This is a genomic window from Lentzea miocenica (assembly GCF_033949945.1).
GTDB classification, from domain to species: Bacteria; Actinomycetota; Actinomycetes; order Mycobacteriales; family Pseudonocardiaceae; genus Lentzea; species Lentzea miocenica.
Window position 1 is genome coordinate 81,511 of the sequence record NZ_JAXAVW010000020.1, and the last position, 18,014, is coordinate 99,524.

At 70.1% G+C, this 18,014-nt stretch carries 16 protein-coding genes; 9 read left to right on the forward strand and 7 right to left on the reverse strand.

The features are described 5' to 3' along the window. Positions 1–20 precede the first annotated feature (20 nt). Positions 21–638 (forward strand): hypothetical protein, encoded by a 618-nt coding sequence (locus SK803_RS24290; protein WP_319968381.1) that lies wholly within the window; start codon positions 21–23, stop codon positions 636–638. Here SK803_RS24290 and SK803_RS24295 read toward each other — a convergent pair whose 3' ends face one another. Further along, the gene (locus SK803_RS24295) at positions 639–1,058 is read right to left on the reverse strand and encodes a MarR family winged helix-turn-helix transcriptional regulator (protein WP_319968382.1); all 420 of its coding nucleotides are present in this window, start codon (positions 1,056–1,058) and stop codon (positions 639–641) included. Between the two features lie 62 nt (positions 1,059–1,120). On the opposite strand from SK803_RS24295, the gene SK803_RS24300 reads away from it, so the two are divergent. Continuing rightward, complete coding sequence (locus SK803_RS24300) at positions 1,121–1,963, forward strand: SDR family NAD(P)-dependent oxidoreductase (RefSeq protein WP_319968383.1); 843 nt, start codon at positions 1,121–1,123, stop codon at positions 1,961–1,963. A 534-nt stretch (positions 1,964–2,497) separates the two neighbouring features. Here the strand turns inward: SK803_RS24300 and SK803_RS24305 are convergent. Both SK803_RS24305 and bdeA read right to left on the reverse strand, forming a co-directional pair. Next, positions 2,498–5,833, reverse strand: coding sequence for a hypothetical protein (locus tag SK803_RS24305; protein ID WP_319968384.1), 3,336 nt, complete (start codon positions 5,831–5,833; stop codon positions 2,498–2,500). A gap of 129 nt (positions 5,834–5,962) precedes the next feature. Continuing rightward, on the reverse strand, positions 5,963–6,811 hold the full coding sequence (bdeA, locus tag SK803_RS24310; RefSeq protein WP_319968385.1) for a bis(hydroxyethyl) terephthalate hydrolase: 849 nt from the start codon (positions 6,809–6,811) through the stop codon (positions 5,963–5,965). 184 nt (positions 6,812–6,995) lie between these two features. On the opposite strand from bdeA, the gene SK803_RS24315 reads away from it, so the two are divergent. The 3 genes from SK803_RS24315 to SK803_RS24325 are packed head-to-tail and all read left to right on the forward strand — an operon-like array spanning position 6,996 to position 10,899. Then, positions 6,996–9,374: a helix-turn-helix transcriptional regulator gene (locus SK803_RS24315; RefSeq protein ID WP_319968386.1), complete on the forward strand. Its 2,379-nt coding sequence runs from the start codon at positions 6,996–6,998 to the stop codon at positions 9,372–9,374. Positions 9,375–9,388: 14 nt separating this feature from the next. Next, a complete protein-coding gene (locus SK803_RS24320; protein WP_319968387.1) occupies positions 9,389–9,802 on the forward strand; it encodes an acyl-CoA thioesterase in 414 nt (137 codons plus the stop codon). Beyond that, positions 9,799–10,899, forward strand: a complete 1,101-nt coding sequence (locus SK803_RS24325; protein ID WP_319968388.1) for a zinc-dependent alcohol dehydrogenase family protein — start codon at positions 9,799–9,801, stop codon at positions 10,897–10,899. The genes SK803_RS24320 and SK803_RS24325 overlap by 4 nt, the downstream gene beginning before the upstream one ends. Here the strand turns inward: SK803_RS24325 and SK803_RS24330 are convergent. The 3 genes from SK803_RS24330 to SK803_RS24340 are packed head-to-tail and all read right to left on the reverse strand — an operon-like array spanning position 10,889 to position 14,351. Further along, positions 10,889–12,418, reverse strand: coding sequence for an acyl-CoA synthetase (locus SK803_RS24330; protein WP_319968389.1), 1,530 nt, complete (start codon positions 12,416–12,418; stop codon positions 10,889–10,891). The genes SK803_RS24325 and SK803_RS24330 overlap by 11 nt on opposite strands. Further along, positions 12,418–13,545, reverse strand: a complete 1,128-nt coding sequence (locus SK803_RS24335) for a DUF5938 domain-containing protein (RefSeq protein ID WP_319968390.1) — start codon at positions 13,543–13,545, stop codon at positions 12,418–12,420. The genes SK803_RS24330 and SK803_RS24335 overlap by 1 nt, the downstream gene beginning before the upstream one ends. Positions 13,546–13,547: 2 nt before the next feature. Beyond that, complete coding sequence (locus SK803_RS24340) at positions 13,548–14,351, reverse strand: SDR family NAD(P)-dependent oxidoreductase (protein ID WP_319968391.1); 804 nt, start codon at positions 14,349–14,351, stop codon at positions 13,548–13,550. Positions 14,352–14,485: 134 nt separating this feature from the next. Here SK803_RS24340 and SK803_RS24345 point away from each other — a divergent pair, with 134 nt between their 5' ends. Next, positions 14,486–15,124 (forward strand): TetR/AcrR family transcriptional regulator, encoded by a 639-nt coding sequence (locus SK803_RS24345; protein WP_319968392.1) that lies wholly within the window; start codon positions 14,486–14,488, stop codon positions 15,122–15,124. Here SK803_RS24345 and SK803_RS24350 read toward each other — a convergent pair whose 3' ends face one another. Further along, complete coding sequence (locus SK803_RS24350) at positions 15,125–15,577, reverse strand: DUF742 domain-containing protein (RefSeq protein ID WP_455032248.1); 453 nt, start codon at positions 15,575–15,577, stop codon at positions 15,125–15,127. It abuts the gene before it with no gap. A gap of 18 nt (positions 15,578–15,595) precedes the next feature. Between SK803_RS24350 and SK803_RS24355 the strand changes: the two genes are divergently transcribed. Genes SK803_RS24355 through SK803_RS24365 form a run of 3 tightly spaced genes read left to right on the forward strand, consistent with a single transcriptional unit; the run spans position 15,596 to position 17,972 of the window. Next, positions 15,596–15,955, forward strand: a complete 360-nt coding sequence (locus SK803_RS24355) for a hypothetical protein (protein WP_319968393.1) — start codon at positions 15,596–15,598, stop codon at positions 15,953–15,955. A gap of 32 nt (positions 15,956–15,987) precedes the next feature. Beyond that, positions 15,988–16,809 (forward strand): HD domain-containing protein, encoded by an 822-nt coding sequence (locus SK803_RS24360; protein ID WP_319968394.1) that lies wholly within the window; start codon positions 15,988–15,990, stop codon positions 16,807–16,809. A gap of 38 nt (positions 16,810–16,847) precedes the next feature. Next, entirely contained in the window at positions 16,848–17,972 is a 1,125-nt protein-coding gene (locus SK803_RS24365; RefSeq protein WP_319968395.1) for a glycosyltransferase, read from the forward strand. The last annotated feature ends 42 nt before the right edge of the window (positions 17,973–18,014 follow it).

The window sequence follows — 18,014 nt, forward strand, 5'->3', positions numbered from 1 at the left end:
CAGTTCCGAGGAGTTCCGCAGTGATCCACGCCCGTGGCCCCCTGTTCATCGCCGCCGCCGCGACGGCGGGACTGCTCCTGTCGGGCTGTGGCTCCGAGACCACCGGCACGGCCTCGCCCGCGTCGTCCGAAACGACGGCGACCACGACCTCCGAGACGGAAACCAGCACGTCCGCCGCAACGCCGACCGGTGACGCCACGGCCCCCGGCACGAAGCTCAAGGTCGGCGCCCGCGCAGTCATCCCCTACGCCGGGACGGACAAGAACGGCACGATCGCCGTCACCCTCACCGCCATCGAACCGGGCGCCAAGGAAGACCTCGCGAAGTTCGGCGACAAAGCGAAGGGCATCACGCCGTTCTACCTGCGCGTGCGCGTCGAGAACGTGAGCGGCACCGACCTCAGCTACACGTCGGTGGCCCTGCGCGGCCTCGGCGCCGACGGCAAGGGCACCGGCGTGATCATCTCCGGCGACACCCCCAAGTGCGACTCCACCAGCGCGCCGAAGACGTTCTCGACGGCAGGCGCGTCGTACGAGACGTGCGTGCTGACGGGGGCGCCGGACGGCTTGAAGGTCGCGGCGGCCGCCTACAACCGCGGCGACGGCTACGAGAAGTCGCCGGTGGTCTGGGAAAGCTGATCAGGGCCGGACGACGGCCAGGATCTCGTCCAGCGCTGCCAGCTGATCCGCGTCGAGGCGCTGGAAGATCGACCGCAGGATCTCGTCGCCCGCGGCCTCGCCGGCAGCCAGCGCGCGGCCACCTTCCTCCGTCAGCGTGACCACCTTGACCCGCCGGTCATCGGCATCGGAAGACCGCCGCACCAAGCCGTCCCGCTCCATCGCCTCCACGGCCTGGGTGATGGACCGAGCGGCCATCCCGAGTTCCTCCGCGAGCTGCGTCTGCTTGGCCGGCCCGAGCCGGGCCAGCACCTGCAGCACCTTCGTCCGCGCCAGCGACACCCCCTCCAGGGCCATGTGCTCGTCGACCGCCTTGCGCACCTGTGCGGCGGTGGTCAGGAAGTGCAGGCCAACCTCGCTGGCGCGGCGGCTCTTGGTCATGATCAGCCCTTCGTGAGGTACCTCAGGGTATAACTGAGGTACCTCACGATATAGGAGTCGTCATGACCACCGCCGTCATCACCGGCGCGACCCACGGCCTCGGCCGGCTCGTCGCGCTCGACCTGGCCCGCCGCGGCCTGGACCTGGGCATCGTCGCCCGCAGCGCCGCCAAGGTGGACGACCTGCGTCTGTCGGTCGAACAGGTCGCACCTGGCACCACCGTCGACGCGTTCGTGGCCGATCTGTCCTCGCTGGACGACGTCCGCCGCGCGGCCAAGGAGATCGAGGCCCGCTACGACCAGGTCGACGTGCTGATCAACAACGCCGGCATCCACGCGTTCAGCCAGCGCGTCACGCAGGACGGGTTCGCCGAGATGGTCGCGGTGAACTACCTCGCGCCCTGGGTGCTCACGAACACCTTGCGCGACAAGCTGACCGGTCGCGTCGTCACGGTGGCTTCCGAAGCGTCACGGCACTCCGGCGGCATCGACCCGGCCCGCGACCTCACGTTCACCGGCGACTACACCCGCCGCGAGTCGGCCGCCCACTACGGCCGGACCAAGCTGATGGACATCATGTTCAGCCAGGAGCTGGCACGGCGGCTCGACGGCACGGGTGTCACGTCCAACTGCTGCGACCCCGGCTTCAACACCACCGGGCTCGGCCGCGAACTGCCGTTGGCCGGGCTTTTGGAGAAAGCCTTGCGTGGACTGCGCATCGGTGATCCGGCGCGTGGCGCCTCGATCATCACGCGGCTCGCGACCGATCCGGCGTTCGCCACCACGACGGGCGGCTACTTCTCGGTGAAGGACGCCGCACCCCTGCCGTGTCCCGAACCCGGCAGGAGTGCGGACGTCCAACGCGAACTGTGGGAAGCGACCGAGAAGCTGCTTCAAGTGAGGTGATGCACCTCTTGGGGCTGGATCGCCTGCGCACGGCCGGGGCACCGCTGCTCGCTTCTGGGCCTGCGCTGGTCGTGGACGACGACGGCTGGGTGGCGGCTTCTCATGGGGTCGCGGTGGGGTCGCGGATCGCCGTTCCTGTTTTCGGCAAACCTCTTGCGGTGCCGGGGCTTGGCGCGTGCACGCCCGTACGGCTCGCCGGCGGATGGCTGATTCGTCCGTCCTCTGTGGATCGCACGGTGACACTGGAGCTTGATCTGACTGGCACGCCGCAGGTTCGGCTCACGGGCGGTGACGCTGACTGGCGGCGGACTGTCACGCGGCGGCACGCGGAGATCCTGGTGCTGCTGCATCGTGCTGGGCCCGGTGGGTTGTCCGCGGAGGCGTTGAGCCGGGTGTTGTACGGGGACGCCGAGCACGTGGTGACGGTGCGGGCGGAGGTGTCGCGGTTGCGGCGGCTGTTGGGGGGCGCTGGTGGAGACGCGGCCGTACCGGCTGTCCGGGGACGTGCGGATGACCTTGGTCGGACGGTCCTGATCAGCTTGCGGCTCGGACGATCGCGACGATCTCCTGGAAAGCGTCCGGATCGACCCTCGCGAGCGCTCTCAACGATGCGGACCACTGTCCCGTTGTCGCAGCCTCCAGCACGAACCGCTTGGCCATCGCAGGGTTTCCGGCGTCCGCGGCCATGATCGCCAACTCGCCGAGCAGTACCGGCCGCCGGCTTTTCTGTCGCAACGTGTCGACGCGCTGCCGTGCGAGCGACCATTCACCTTTCGCGGCCACCGCGAGCGCGAGCCCGTACATCGCCGTGTCGCGAGCATCGTTGATCTCAAGTTCGGCGGCGAGCTCTTCGGCCTCGTTGGTCAGTCCTGCCCTGGCCATGGCCGCGGCTGTGTGCCCGAGCGCGCTTTGGTAGTTGTGGAGCATCTCGATCCGCTCGGCCAGCCGGCGGGACCGCTCGTGATCGTTCGACGATGCCGCGGCTTCGGCCATCGCGAGCCACGCCAGATCGCGATGGTGGACGTCCGGGAGGGTCTCCCGGATGATCGTCATCGCTCGGTGCCGGTTCCCCGCGATGTCGAAAGCGGCGGCGATGTCGGCACACGGCGTCTGGCGTGCACCGGGTGCGAGTGAGCGGGCCGCTCTTTCCGCGCGACCGGCGAGCTCGACGGCCAGCGCCGGGTTGGTCGGGGCTGCCGCCAGCGCGGCACCTGCCATCACCATCACCCGAGTGAAGTCGTGGGGAATCGAGTCGACGACGGCTGCCGCCCGATCGGCTTCTTCCGCGGCGGCCAGGGCGTTCACCAGGGTGCGGCACACTTCCCGGTAGTCGAGCTCGGTCTCGATCTCCAGCCGGAGGGAGTCCACGGCGGCGGCGAGACGGTTCATCCGCTCGCGTTCACCGGTGGGGGAGACCGAGGTCAGGACGGAGCCCAGAGCACGTGCCCGTTTGGCGGGGGAGGCGACGGTGGCGGCAACGGCCTCGGCCTCGTCGTGCCATCCCAAGGAGCACAGGGCGGACACCACGTCGGCCGCGACCTGGTCGCGGTAGAGGCCGACGTTTCCGCGAGAGGCCGTTTCCGCGAGCTCCGCCAGCTCCGCGGCGGTCGTTCTCCTGCCGAGCCGGACGACGAACAGGGCCAGGTCGCCGAGGGCGCTGGCGTGCCGGTAAGAGCTGATGAGCCTGGTGATCAGGGCGTCAGCACGCTCGTTCTCACCACGGCTCAGCGCGAGCCGCGCCACCTCCACGAGCGCCGACGCGGCGTCGACGGACTCGCTGATCGAGAGGGCGGTGCTCTCCGCTCTCTCGAGATCGCCGCAGGCCACAGCGCAGTCCACCAGGTCCGCACGGACACCGCCCCTCTCCTCCAGATCGAGATTCGTCGCCGATGCGAAGGCCAGGTCGGCCGTTCTGGACGAACGGCTGCCCAGACCGACCGCCGAACAACAGATCCTCGCCAGACCCAGCACCTGTTCAAAGGGGTCCAGGCGCAAGGCGATGGCCTCCGCGTCGTCGAGCAACGGCGCGGCCCGCTCGCCGCGGCCGCCTGCCAGCGCTTCGGATGCCACCGCGGCGAGCAGGATCACCTGCTCGAGCGGATCGGCTGCGTTCCTGGCGATCCTCTCGGCCCGTCGGTGGTCACCGATCGCCTCTGCACATACGGCGAGTTCGCGTCTGGTCAAGGTGAAGTCGTGCACCACGCTTTCGTCGACGGTGCCCAGAATCGCCGATGCCCGCTCCCGGTGTCCGAGCGACTCGAAGGTGCGAGCGACGGCGACGATGCCGCGGTTGCGTTCCGCGGCTTCGATGATCTCGGCCACCGCGGCTTCGGCTTTCGTCAGCACGACTTCAGCGTGTTCGCTGTGCCCGCTGGCGGCGATGATCTGCGCCAGCTGGGTGAGTGCGCACATCCGCCACCAAGGTTCGGTGATGCTGTCAGCGGTGTCCTGTGCTCTGTCGAGGTCACCTGACTCCGCCACCGCCGGCGCCAGCAGCGACAGGGCGTGTCCCCGTGTGCGGTGATTGACGATGCCGTGGGCGAGTGCCGTCGCGCGCAGCGGCTGCCCGAGCAACTCCCACACGGCGGGCAGTTCGACGGGCAGCCTGCCGGTGTGGGCGTCGAGGTCTCCCCGTGCCGCGGCCAGTTTCGTGATGGCCAGGAGATTCGCCGGGTCGTGCTCCGCCACCACCTGCTGTGCGGCGAGGATCTCCGCGTGCGCGGCCGCGTCGCCGCCGGTCTGCCGCAACTGCCGTGCCTGCCGCTCACGATCCGTGGCCAGTTCCACCACGCGCGCGAGATCTGGCATCGACCGCAGCATCGGCGCATACCCGTGCAACAGGTACTCGGGCGTGGTTTCCGGCCAGCCCCGGTCGCGGTACCCACGGGCCCAGGCGTGCAAGCGGTCGCGATGGCCGGCCAGCCGTGATCCGAACATCTCGGTCGCGGTGACTCGCAGCTCTTCGTGCGCGAGCAGGTAGACGTCGTCGCGGCGGGCGAAGCTGCGTCCGGCGACCGTGCGCAAACGGTCCTCGACCTCGTAGCGCGACGTCTCGGTCAACTCGGCCAGGTCGTCCGCGGTCAGACCGCCACCGGCCGCGCAGACCAGCCCGAGCAGGTCTTTGGCCAGGCTGGTTCCGAACATCAGCGCTTTGAGCTCGCGCTCCATCTCCCGCCGCACCGCGGTCGCCGCAGGAGAGGGCTTGAGCGAACGGATCTCCGCGGCACCTGACCGCAGTGGGTGGTCGTCGGGAGCGTCCGCCGGCGGATTGGGACGACCCGCGACCACCACGCGCATCCCGTCCGGCGGCCGCACCGGCAGCAGGGAGGCGATGCTGTGGCCACCCGCTCCGTCGTCCTCGTCCAGTCCGTCGACCAGCAACACGAAGGACTCTCCGCGAGATCGGCAAGCGGCGGCCGCGGCGTCCAGCAGCCGCAGCAGGTGTGCCTGTTTGGTGGCCTCCGTGAGCAGCTCCGGGACACTCGCTCCCAGCAGGGTGAGCAGCTGCTCCAGCACGTTGTCGACAAAGGCCGCCCGGTCGTTCTGGCCGCCCAGCCGCCCGGTGACGAAGAACGACACGACCCGCACTCCGGCGGGTGGAGCGAGCACGAACGACGACATGAGGGCGGTCTTGCCGGACCACGCTTCCGCCCGCCACCACAGGTAGCGCCCCGAGGTCGACGCCGAGGTGCAGAACTCGGCCAGATCGGCCTGTTCTGCCTCTCTGCCGACGAGGTCGGCGGGCGCGATCTGAGCGACCTGGTGCAGATAGGCGCTGCGGACGACGTGCACGTCGGCGCGGAAGTTGTTGGTGGCCCGCACGACTGCGCCCGGCGCCAGCCCCGGCACCGAGTTCGGCTCCTCGGCCACGCACGTCTCCTCGGCATCCGTTCGGACACCAATCATGCCTGAGGAGAGGGCGCCAGGACCGGACATCGGTGCAGTGGGTCGGGTCGCGGCGCCCCCGCGCTCGGACGGACGCCGCGACCCGTGCTCAGATCAGGAGTGCGGGCAGGTGTCCCGGTACTCCTCGATCAGGGTGCTGCGTCCCGGCGGCGGGCACAGGAACTGCTCGTAGCGGGTGTCGTTGTCGATGAACCGCTTGAGCCACGAGATGCTGTACTTCGCGATCGTCGTGTTGGACGAGTTCGGGGCGAAGTGCGAGGCGTTGTTGAGTTCCAGGTACGCCTTGTCCAAAGTGGACGGCAGGGACGTGTAGAACGGCTCGGAGTGGGACGAGACCGGGGCTACGGAGTCGCTTTCGGCGCCTACCACCAGGGTTGGCACGCGGACTGACGACCAGTTCTTGGTGGTGTGCCACGCGGTCAGCGGGATCGCCGCTTGGAGTGCGGGGCGTTGGCTGGCCGCGCGCAGGGTGCCGCCGCCGCCCATCGAGTGGCCCATGACGCCCAGCCGGGTGGCGTCGACGCGGGTGCGCACGGTGCTTTGCTGGGTCAGGTAGTCCAGGGCGGCCAGCAGTTGGGATGCGCGGCTGTCGGGCTGGTCGTAGATCGTGTTGGTGTCGATGGTGAACACGACGAAGCCCTGGGACGCGAGGCGCGGGCCCAGCCAGGAGATGCTGGACTGGGTGCCGGTGTAGCCGGGGGAGATGGCCACCGCGCCGAACGTGCCGGACGCGGTGCTGGTCGGGTAGTAGATCGTGCCGCCGCCGAAGCCGCCCACGAGGGACGACACGGAGGTTTCCGAGACGGCGAACGGGCCGCGGGAGGCTTCGATGCTCGCCACGGTCGGCGCGGGGCCGCGTTCGTACGGGTTGTCCGCCGCCTGGGCGGTGCCGGTCACCAGGACCAGCGAGAGCGCTAAGGGGAGCAGGGTGCGGAGTTGCACGGCGCTGTACACCTCATTCGGCAGGGGAACTGCGAGGACACCTCGACCCTGCAACCACGGCGCTCGGGTCCGCATCGGTGCAACCACCGGTCTCGGCGAAAACTTCGGCGGAAAAACTAACGGTGGTAGGTGAATTTGGTCCCACCTCTTCCGGAGGGGCCACAACCGCCGTAAGACTGGTCCGATGCTGCGTGGGCGTGACCGGCAGCGCGTCGCCGTCGACGCGTTGGTCGACCGTGCGCGCGCTGGACGCGGTGGGGTGCTGGTGCTGCGCGGTGAGGCTGGGTCGGGCAAGACTGCGCTGCTCAACGCGGTGCGGCACACCTACGACGCGTTGTTGTGCGTGGACGTCCTCTCTCTTGACGACGACCTGGTGCAGCTCGCGCACGACGTCACCAACACGCGTGCTGCGCTGCTCATCGCTACCGAGGGGGAGCCGCGCGGGTTGCCCAGCGTCACGCTCGACCCGCTGGACCGCGCGACGAGCCTGCGCGTGCTGCACGACCTGGTGCCCGGTGCGCCCGACGCCCTTGCCGAGGACCTCGCCGACCTGGCCTGCGGGAACCCGCTGGCGCTGGTCGAGCTGGCGGGATCGCTCACGTCCGCGCAGCTCGGGGGTGCCGCGCCGGCGCCGGACGTGCTGCCGGAGAACAGCTCGCTGCGGTTGCGGTGGCGGGCCCGGTTCGACGCGCTGTCACCCCGTGCGCAGCACGTCGTCGCGCTGGCGGCGGTGGACGAGGACCTCGACGCCGAGACGCTGGCCCAGCGGGACCTGGACGCGGTGGTGGAGGCCGGCTCGTTGCTCGACCTGCGCAGACTGGTCCGGTCGGCGCTCCGGGCGGAGGTGCCGCTGCCTGCCAGGCGGAAGGCGCACGCCGAACTGGCGGAGACGTTGCCACCGGGGGCTCGCCGGACGTGGCATCAGGCGGTGACGACCCAGGACCCGGCGCTCGCGGACGTGCTCACCGAGCACGCCGAGCACGCACGTCGCTGCGGGGATTTCGCCACGGCCGCACGCGACCACGGCCGCGCCGCCCAGCTGACCGCGGACCCCGAGACCAAGGCCCACCGGCTGCTCAGAGCGGCCGCCGACCACTGGGCCCACGGCGCGCCGCACCGGTCGCGGGCCGTTCTGCGCACCGCGGTCCGGCTGACCGACACGCCTGAGCTCAAGGCGTTGATGGACCTCGTGGTGGGTGGCATCGACCTGGGCGAAAGCCTCCCGGACGTCGCTGCCGACCGGCTGGTCCGCGCCGCGAAGGGCCTCGTCGGCACCAATCGCGTGCTCGCCGTGGCCGCACTGGGGTTCGCGGGCGAGGCGGCCAGCATCGCCGGGGACCACCGCAGGCACACCGCCATCGCGGAGTTCGCGCGCGAGATCCGCCGCGGCGACGAACCGGCGGCCACCCGGCTCACCCTCGACCACCTGGTGGGGATGTCCGCGACGCTCTCCGGACGGCACGACGAGGCGTTGCCGGAACTCCGCGAGGTCGTGCGGCTGGCCGACGAGGTCGCCGGACCGCAGGCGCGGATCTGGGCGAGCCAGGCCGCGTACGTCCTCGGCGACGCCAACCGGTCGTACGAGATGGCTACCAGCGCGGTGACGTCGGCGCGTGAGAGTGGATTCATCGCGCTGGTGCCTTGGGCGTTGGTGTACCGGGCGTTGTCGGCGTTGTTGCTGGACCAGCACGCCGCGGCGTTGACGGCGGCCACCGAGGGCGTGCACGCGGCGACGGCGATCGGGCAGCACAACGCGGTGGTCGACCACCTGACGATCCTGGCGCTGCTGGCGGCGTTGCGCGGTGACGCGGACACGGCCTTGCACCGCATAGACACCGCCACCGAGCACATCACCCAACGCGGGCTCACCCGGCCGGGCACGTTCGGCGCGTGGGCGTTCGCGTGCGTCGATCTGGCGCGTGACCGGCCCGCCGACGCACTGGACCGGCTGCGGCTGCATCCCGGACACGCCGGCATCAAGGTGATGGCCGCACCGCACGTGGTGGAGGCCGCCGTGGCATGCGGGCGAACGTCCACAGCGGACAGAGCGCTGCAACGGTTCGAGAAGTGGGCGGACACCACGGGCAGCACGGCCAGGATGGCGCTTTCGCATCGCTGTCACGGACTTCTCGAGGCCGGAACCGCCGACGAGCACTTCGAGGAGGCGATCCGGCTGCACCGGGCCAGCGGCACCGCCATGGAACTCGCGAAGACCGAGCTGCTGTACGGGACCCGGCTGCGACGAAGCCGCAAACCCAAGGCCGCCCGCGAACACCTGCGTGACGCGGTGCGCATCTTCCAGTCGTACCAGGCTGATCACTGGATCGACCGCGCCCGCGCCGAACTGCGCGCCGCCGGTGATCCCACCGGCGAGCCCAAGGACCATCCCGCTCTCACGCCGCAGCAGGCGCAGATCGCCAGGCTGGTCGCCGAGGGCGCCACGAACCGCGAGATCGCCGCGCGGTTGTTCCTGAGCCACCGCACCGTCGAGCACCACCTGCGCAACATCTTCGCGCGGCTCGGCGTGCGGTCGAGGGTCGAGCTCACCAGGAGACTCGATTGAGGCATGGAGGGTTTGTGCGCGACGACTACCGGCACTGGCAACGGATTCCGACCCGGTGGGCGGACAACGACGTCTACGGGCACGTGAACAACGTCGTTCACTACGCGTTCATGGACACCGTGATCAACACCTGGCTGATCGACGCCGGCCTGGACATCCAGGCGGGGCAGCAGATCGGGCTGTGCGTGGAATCCCACTGCAACTACCGCGCCTCGGTCTCGTTCCCGGACGCGCTGGACGCGGGGCTGCGCGTCGGGCACCTCGGCCGGTCGAGCGTGCGCTACGAGGTCGGTTTCTTCCTCGAAGACAGCGCTGACGTGGTGGCAGAAGGCCACTTCGTGCACGTGTTCGTCGACCGCACGACCCGCAAGCCGGTCGAGATCCCGGCGAACCTCCGCACGGCCATGGAAGGTCTGGTGATCGCGTGAAGACGCGAGGCGCGGTGCTGACCGGCGTCGGCGGGCCGCTCGAGATCGCCGACCTCGAACTCGATCCGCCCGGTCCCGGCGAACTGCTGGTCAAGGTGCACGCCACCGGCCTGTGCCACTCGGACCTGTCGGTGATCGACGGCTCGCGCATCCGGCCGTTGCCCATGGTGCTCGGCCATGAGGCGGCAGGCGAAGTCGTCGAAGTCGGCCCGAACGCCGAGTTCAAGCCAGGTGACCACGTCGTGATGTCGTTCGTGCCCGCGTGCGGTGCCTGCCGTCGTTGCGCGTCCGGCCGGCAGGCGTTGTGCGAACCAGGCGCCGCCGCGAACCGCGACGGAACGCTCCTCAGTGGACAACGACGATGGACGCTCCCGGACGGCACGCAGCCGCACCACCACCTCGGCGTGTCCGGTTTTGCCGAGTACACGGTGATTTCCGACCGTTCGGCCACGCTCGTGCCAGGAGATCTGCCGCTCGACATCGCCGCACTGTTCGGCTGCGCCGTGCTGACCGGCGCGGGCGCGGCGTTCTACAGCGCCCAGGTCGTGCCGGGGGACAGGGTCGCGGTCTTCGGACTGGGCGGAGTCGGCCTGGCAGCGGTGCTCGCGGCCATCACCGCGGGAGCGACCCAGGTCGTCGCGGTGGACGTCGTCGAACACAAACGCCGGCTCGCGCTCACCCTCGGTGCGACGCACGAAGCCGCCGGTGGGCCGGACGTCGTCGAACGCGTCCGAGAACTGACCAACGGTGGTGCCGACAAGGTCATCGACACCACCGGCGTCGCGGCCGTGCTCGAACAGGCTTACGCCGCAACGGCTGTCGGCGGCACGACGGTCACCGTCGGCCTGCCGCACCCGGACCGCACCGTCACCCTGCCCGCGCTGAACCTGGTCGCCGAGGAACGCACGCTCAAGGGCAGCTACCTCGGCTCGTGCGTGCCGCGCCGGGACGTGCCCAGGTTCATCGACCTCTACCGGGCGGGCAAGCTGCCGGTGGACGGCCTGCTGTCCGGGCGGCTGCGGCTGGACGAGATCAACGACGGGTTCGCGAAACTCGCGACCGGCGAGGCGGTGCGGCAGGTCGTGATCATGGCTTGAGTCGTTGCCTGATCTCGGCTTTGAGCACCTTGCCCACCTTGGACCGCGGCAGGTCGGGCCAGATCTCGACCTGCTTCGGTGCCTTCACGCTGCCCAGCTGCTCCTTCACGAACGCGATCAACGCCTCGGCGTCGGCGTGCCCGGACACCCGCAGCTGCACGACGGCGGTCACCCGCTCGCCCCACTTGTCGTCCGGCAGCCCGACCACGGCGCTGTCCTGCACCGCGGGATGGGCCTGCAACGCCTTCTCGACCTCGGCCGAGTAGACGTTGAACCCGCCTGTGATGATCATGTCCTTCGCCCGGTCGACGATGTACAGGAAGTTGTCCGCGTCGAGGTAGCCGATGTCACCGGTGTGGTGCCAGCCGTGCGCACTCACTTCGGCGGTGGCAGCGGGATTCTCGTGATAGCCGGCCATCACCAACGGCCCGCGCACGACGATCTCGCCGCGCTCACCAGGAGGCAGCAGTGCGCCGTCCGCGTTCATGATGGCGACCTGGGTCAGCGGGGTGGGCCTGCCCGCCGACGACAACCTGGCGGTGGCGATCGACCCGTCGGGCAGGAAGTGGTCGGCGGGACTGAGCGTGGCGATCATGTTCGGTGCCTCGGTCTGACCGAACAGCTGACCCATCACCGGCCCGATCCGGTGCAGCGCCTCGGTCAGCCGCACCGGGGACATCGGCGCGGCGCCGTACCAGAGGCAGCGCAACGAGGTCAGGTCGGTCGAGTCCAGCGCGGGGTGGTCGAGCAGGCCGTAGATCACGGTCGGCGGGAGGAACGCGTGCGTGACGCGGTGGTGCTCGATCAACCGGAGGAACTCGCCGAGGTCCGGCGCCGGCATGATCACCGTCTCGCCGCCCAGGGCCATGATCGGGAACGTGAGCACGCCCGCCGAGTGCGTCAGCGGCGCGAGCGCGAGGTAACGCGGTCGCACGCCGAACGGGTAGCTCATCAGGGTCAGCGCGGTCGCGGTCTCCATGTTGTGGCCCGTCAACCGCACGCCTTTGGGCCTGCCGGTCGTGCCACCGGTGCCCGCGAGCATGCAGAGGTCGTCGGGCAGGACCACCGGTTCCGGCTCCCTGCCGTGCCGCGCCAGCCACGACGAGAACGTGACCGCGCCCTCGACCTCACCGTCGAGGCACACCAGCGTCGTCAACGCCGGCAGGTCGCCGCGGATGCGCTCGACGAGCGGGGCGAACTTCGCCTGGAAGAACAGGCACCGGCAGCCGAACAGGTCGAGCAGCTCCCGGTTCTCCGCCGCCTCGTTGCGGGGATTCACCGGGCACCACACCGCACCGGCCCGCGAGATGCCGAACACGCAGGTGAGTGCGAGCGGGTCGTTCGCGGACAGCACCGCGACCCGGTCTCCCGGGCCGATCCCGCTGTCCTGCAACGCTCCCGCGATCGTGCGGGAACGTTGCACAACCTCGGCGTAGCTGGTGGAGACGCCGCCGATGGTGAGGCACGGCGCGTCACCACCGAGCGACGCGCCCTTGTCCAGGTAGTCGTGCAGTCGCATCAGCGGTGCACTTCGACGATCGGATCGAGCACGAGACCGAACGACCGCAGCGCGCCGAGCAGTTCCCGGTGCCCGAACGCCTGACAGCCCGAGGCGAATCCGGCCCGGCGAGGGGCGTCCTGCAACAGGTGCATCGCGCCGTACACGTTCAGCAACGCTGTCTGCTTGTAGTTGCAGTTGCCGTGGATCACGCAACTCGCCCGGCCGAGCGGTCCGGAAGCGTGCACGGAGTCCAGCGAGATGTTGATCCGCGGGTTCTCCCGTGGCGGCATCTCGCTGCGCACCTGCGCGGAGAACGCGTCGACGATCTCGTACTTCTCCGCGTCCGACTTGCCTTCCATCTGCTCGAGAGCCGCGGCGACGATCTGCGGCACGCCGAGCATCAGCGGCCGGTTGAACACGCCGCCGAGCGCGCGCACCGACGCCACCCGTGGATCCCTCTTGAACCACACGGGATGCGCCGTGCCGCCCCACGGCAGCGCCAGTCCCAGTTCGTGCTGACCGGGCACGACGAGCTCGTAGAGCCCCGCGTCCGGCGGCCATTCCACGTACTCGTTCTGCTCCAGGTAGTACGCCTTCGCGAACGCGGCGTTCGTGAGGATCGTGTTGGTGGAAGCGACTGTGGGGTAACCCTTCCAGAACACCCCGATGTCCAAAGTGTCCAGTCCGGGCGTCTCCAGGCAGATCTGCGCGGCGATCTCGCCGACCGTGTACATCTGCGCGATGCCGGGGGAGAGCAGCAGACCCTGCTTCGCGAACTCGGCGCCGTACTGGGCCTCGGCGTCGATCATCCAGTCCTGCTCGCCGTTGGTGTCGGTGTAGTGCGCACCGACGTTCAGGCTCGCCTGCACGGCTTCGTGGCCGTAGCGGGAGAACGGGCCGACGGTGTTCAGCACGACCTTGGCCCCGGTGAACGCCTCGGTCAGCGCCGCGGTGGTGTGCTCCACCTCCAGGACCTCGTAGTCGACCGTGTCGATGCCGGGCACCGCGTCGACGGCCTCCTTGACCCTCTTGCCGTCGCGGCCGGCGGCGAGGAACGGCACCCCGTACTCACGCAGGTACTCGCAGATCAGGCGCCCGGTGTAGCCGGAGGCGCCATAGACGACGACAGGCTTGTCGGTAGGCACGACTACATCCCCATTCCGCCGTCGACCGGAAGCCCGGCTCCGGTGATGAACTTCGACGCGTCGGAAGCGAGGAACACCACGGCGTCGGCCATGTCGTCGACCTGCCCGAGCCGTCCGAGCGGCGTCAGCTCCACGACCGCGCCGACGGCGGCCTCGACCGACGGGAACAGGCCGAGTTCGGCGCAGTCGACGGCCAGCTGGTTGCCCATCGCGGTGGGCGTGAGGCCGGGGTAGATGCAGTTGACCCGCACGCCGTAGCCGAGCTTGCCGGACTCCGCGGCGGCCACCCTGGTCAGCCGGTCGATGGCGGACTTGGTCGCCGAGTAGACGCTGATGCCGGGGAAGGCGATGGTCGCGGCGACGGACGCGACGCTGATGATCGAACCACCGTTGCCCGCCGCGCCACCGGGACGCATCGCGCGCAGGCCGTGCTTCATGCCGAGCGCGGTGCCCAGCACGTTCACGTCCAGCATCTTGCGCACGTCGGCGGGGACGAGCTCGGTGATGAGGCTGGTGATCTCGATGCCCGCGTTGTTCACGAGGATGTCGAGCCCGCCGATCGTGTCGACCGCGGTGCTCACCGCCGTTGCCCAGCTCTCGTCGTCGGTGACGTCCAGCGGCACGAACTCCGCGGTCGCACCCGAGTCACGCAGCGCCTGGGCGGTCTGCTTGCCTTCCTCCTCCAGCACGTCGCCGATCAGGACCGCCGCACCGGCCGCGGCCAGCGCCTGGGCCATGCCGGCGCCCAGCCCGCGTGCACCTCCGGTGACCAGTGCTTTCCGCCCGTTGAGCTGATAACTCGTCATTGAGTCGCCTCCTCGGTGAGATGGCTCACACCCTAGCCAATGCTTGACAGTCGTCAAGTTTTTCTTTGACGGTTGTCCAAGATTCTTTGGACAATTGGTCAACCGTTGTCGCAATCGGCGTTAGGATCCGAGACGTGACAGACGTCGCCCAGAGCAAGCAGGACCGCATCACCCGCCGGCAGGTCGACAAGTTCGACGCCAGGCGGACCGAGCTCGCCGTGGCGACGCTGCACACGCTCGCCGAACTGGGTTACGCCCGCACGAGCCTGCGGGAGATCGCGCAGAACTCCGAGTTCTCCCACGGCGTCCTGCACTACTACTTCGCGGACAAGCGCGACCTGATCACCGAGGCGGTCCGCCAGTACGAGGTCGTCTGCGTGACCAAGTACGACGAGGCGGTGGCGAACGCGACCACGTCGGAGCAGCTGCGCGGCGAGTTCGTGGGGACGTTCTTCGACACCCTCGACCAGGACGCCACGCTGCACCGCCTCTGGTACGACCTGCGCAACCAGAGCCTGTTCGACGAGTCGTTCCGGGCGGACGTGCTGGAGATCGACAGCCACCGGGAGTCGATGGTGTGGCGGGTGATCAGCCGCTACGCCGAGCTGTCCGGCGGGTCGGTGGCCGGTTCGCCGTCCACCGTCTACGTGACGCTGGACGGGGTTTTCCAGCGGGCGTTGCTGCACCACCTGGCGGGCGACGTGGTGACCGTCGCGCAGTTGCGCGCCGAGCTGCCGGACGTGATCGACCTCCTCGTGACACCCCAGCGTTGATCAGAGCCGGCGAAGCCCGCTGAGCACCCTCTCCAGGAAGTCCACGGAAGGCTGATCTCCCGCGGTGAAGCCACCTTCGCCGATCGTGACCAGTCCCGCGCCCGCCAGGTCGGCGATCAGGACCCGCGCGACCCCGAGCGGCAGGTGCAGGAGCGCGGCGACCTCGGCCACGGATCGGGTCTCCGCGCACAACTGGCAGATCGACTTGTGCTCTGGCGTGACCGTGGCGTCCGGTTCGAGGCCGCGTGCGCTCGTGGACACCAGTGCTTCGATGGCCAGGTCGTGGTCGGGCCGGGTGCGGCCGCCGGTGCGCGCATAAGGGCGCACCAGTGACCTGGCGGTGTCGGTTTCGCCTTCGTGCCGGCTCGGTGTCGCCGCTGAACCACCGGCACGCTCGAGGACGTCGTCCAGCCCGGCCTCCGTGTCGAACCGCGCAGGAGCCGGATCGGTCATGACCACTCGCCTCCTTGCGTGGTGCTGAACCTGTCGGTGAGCGGTGTCAGCAGCTTGCACAGCGGCGAGGGCGGCACGGTCGTCGAGCTTCGCAGCGAGATCATCGTCAACGGGGTCTGGTTCCCGCTCCTCATCCAGCTCAACGAGCATTCCACGCCGACGGTACGCGTCGGTGACCTTGTGTGCGCCGATGCCCACGAGTTATTTCGGGTTTCTTCTGCGGCGGTCGACTGGAGGCTCCTGAGGAGGTGTTCGTTCTCGCCCTATCGTCGGTTCGACCGAAAACGTCACCGCGCGGACCTGGATTCCACCGGATGGAGCAACGCGCTTCGCTCGGTCAGGCCGCCTGATCGAGCGAAACGGGCAAGGCTCGGCTGACGCGCCCCGGCCGTCTACGGTGGACGCGGCGGATGTTGCGGAAGGCGGAGGACGTGCTGACGACCACGGACGTGCGGCGGCGGCAGGTGGACGAGCGGATCAGGCGCCTCGAATCGCGCCTGGTCAGGGAACATGACGAGGTCCCGCCGAGCCTGGTGCACGAGTGGATCGAGCGTGCCAGCGCGCGGTTCGGCGACGCGCGGGTGCGCGACTTCGTGCCGTTGCTGGTCGAACGCGCGGTGCGGGCGTCCGTGTTGGGTTTCTCCTCCGACCAGCACGAGATGTCGGGAACCTGGCTGCCGGACTGGGCGAGGAACACCGCACGACGGCTGCTCGCCGACGAGCTGCCGCGCCGGTGGGCGCACACCGCCGGGGTGGCGCGCCGGGCGCGGCAGGTGGCGCGGGTGCTGCCCGTCGAAGAGCGGGATCTGCTGGTCGCCGCGGCGTGGGTGCACGACATCGGGTACGCGGCCGAGCTCGCCGACACGGGTCTGCACTCCCTCGACGGGGCGCGGTACCTGTTGCGGGCCGGGCTCTCGCGGCGGGTGTGCGGCCTGGTCGCGCATCATTCCGGCGCGTCGGCCGTGGCCGAGCTGACCGGGATGGCCGAAGGGCTGGCGGAGTTCGGCGACGAGCGCGGAAGGCTCCGGGACGCGCTCTGGTACGCCGACATGACGACCAGTCCGGACGGCCACCCGACGACGGTCGAGGAGCGGCTCGCCGAGATCCGCCGGCGTCGTGGGCCGGACGATCCGGTGGTCAGGGCTCTCGCGATCAACGGCGACGAACGGCTGGCGGCTGTGCGGCGCATCCACCGGCTGCTGCGCCGGACGTACAAGCCCGCCCGCGGCTGATGCGGGTAGCTGTTGTCTCCGGGGGCGATCCGGGGCATGTGGTTCCAGCGATCGCGTTGTGCCTGAAGTTCGCGGCGGCCGGGGACATTCCGATGCTGCTCACGGGCGACCGGTGGGTCGACGCCGCCGCGCGCGAGGGAATCACGGCGTCGCGGGTCCACGGGCTGTCGCTCGCCGACCTGCGGGACGCGGTGGATCTCGGTCAGGCGCTCCACGAACAGGCCGCCGAACTGGCGGCGGCGCTCACCCCGCAGTTGGCTGCTCTCAAGCCGGACCTGGTGGTGTGCGACGTCCTCGCGCTGGGCGCGAGCATGGCCGCGGAACTCCTCGACGTGCCGTGGGCGCAGCTGTCGCCCCACCCGCTCTACGAACCGTCCAGGTGGCTGCCGCCGATGGGCAGCGGGCTGGCCGCGGGGGTCGGTGTGCGCGGCAGGATGCGGGACGCCGTGCTGCGGGCCATGACGGCCAGGTCGATCCGTCAGGGGGACCGGCAACGCGCTGTCGTGCGGCAGCGGATCGGGCTGAGCTCGCCGGGTGCGGGGCCGGTGGTGCGGTTGATCGCGACGCTGCCCGCGCTGGAGGTGCCGCGGGCGGACTGGCCGCGCAACGCCCAGGTGGTCGGGCCGCTGCTGTGGGAGGCGAGCCGGCAGCGGATCAGCCCGCCGCCCGGTGAGGCTCCGCTGGTGATGGTCGCGCCGTCGACGGCGTGGACCGGGGCCGCCGACATGGCCGGGATGACGCTCGACGCGTTGGGCGACCTGGGCGTGCGGGCGGTGGTGTCGACGTTCGCGCCGCCACCTCGCGAGTTGCCGGACTGGGTGCGGTCGGGGCCCGGCCGGCAGGACGAGTTGCTGCGCGCGTCGTCGGTGCTGGTCTGCGGTGGCGGGCACGGGATGCTGGCCAAGGCGTTGCTGGCGTCTGTTCCCGTCGTGGTGGTGCCGGGTGGGGGCGACCAGTGGGAGATGGCGAACCGGGTCGCGCGGCAGGGGTGCGGGCTGATCGTTCGTCCGGCCACTGTGGACGGTTTGCGGGATGCCGTGGCACGTGTGCTGGGCGATCCGGGGTTCGCTCTGGCGGCGGCGCGTGCGGCGGCGACGGTGGCCGACGTCCGCGATCCCGTCGAGGTGTGCCGGGCGGCCCTCAGCGCGAGTGCGGCCACCTGACCGGGTGAAGTTCGGTCCGATCGGTGGCAGCGATTGGATTTT

Excerpts from the sequence above, each read along its gene's own strand:
- SK803_RS24295 (WP_319968382.1), bottom strand. The coding sequence starts at position 1,058 with ATGACCAAGAGCCGCCGCGCCAGCGAGGTTGGCCTGCACTTCCTGACC.
- SK803_RS24300 (WP_319968383.1), top strand. The coding sequence starts at position 1,121 with ATGACCACCGCCGTCATCACCGGCGCGACCCACGGCCTCGGCCGGCTC.
- SK803_RS24315 (WP_319968386.1), top strand. The coding sequence starts at position 6,996 with ATGCTGCGTGGGCGTGACCGGCAGCGCGTCGCCGTCGACGCGTTGGTC.
- SK803_RS24330 (WP_319968389.1), bottom strand. The coding sequence starts at position 12,418 with ATGCGACTGCACGACTACCTGGACAAGGGCGCGTCGCTCGGTGGTGAC.
- SK803_RS24340 (WP_319968391.1), bottom strand. The coding sequence starts at position 14,351 with ATGACGAGTTATCAGCTCAACGGGCGGAAAGCACTGGTCACCGGAGGT.
- SK803_RS24350 (WP_455032248.1), bottom strand. The coding sequence starts at position 15,577 with ATGACCGATCCGGCTCCTGCGCGGTTCGACACGGAGGCCGGGCTGGAC.
- SK803_RS24360 (WP_319968394.1), top strand. The coding sequence starts at position 15,988 with ATGTTGCGGAAGGCGGAGGACGTGCTGACGACCACGGACGTGCGGCGG.